Below are 231 nucleotides of genomic sequence, written 5' to 3'. Positions count from 1 at the left end.
CGTGGACGGTCGGCGCCGACGGCGTCACCTACACGTTCAAGCTGCGCCCCGGCCTTACCTTCCATTCCGGCAACCCGGTCACTGCCGACGACGTCGCATGGTCGCTGCAGCGCACCATCCAGCTCGACAAGGGCCCGGCCGGCGTGCTCGCCGATCTCGGTCTCACGAAGGCGAACGTGATGCAGAAGGTGCGCGCGATCGATCCGCAGACCTTCGTGCTCGAAACCGACC

At 67.1% G+C, this 231-nt stretch carries 1 protein-coding gene; it reads left to right on the top strand.

Annotation, left to right across the window (positions count from 1 at the left end):
* A partial coding sequence (locus tag SB751_RS35760; protein WP_410749701.1) for an ABC transporter substrate-binding protein occupies window positions 1–231 on the top strand: 231 nt, incomplete at both ends.

It is taken from the genome of Cupriavidus sp. SIMBA_020 (assembly GCF_046535395.1).
In the GTDB taxonomy this organism is placed as follows: Bacteria; Pseudomonadota; Gammaproteobacteria; order Burkholderiales; family Burkholderiaceae; genus Cupriavidus; species Cupriavidus campinensis.
This window is presented reverse-complemented; position numbering and strand designations above follow the sequence as displayed.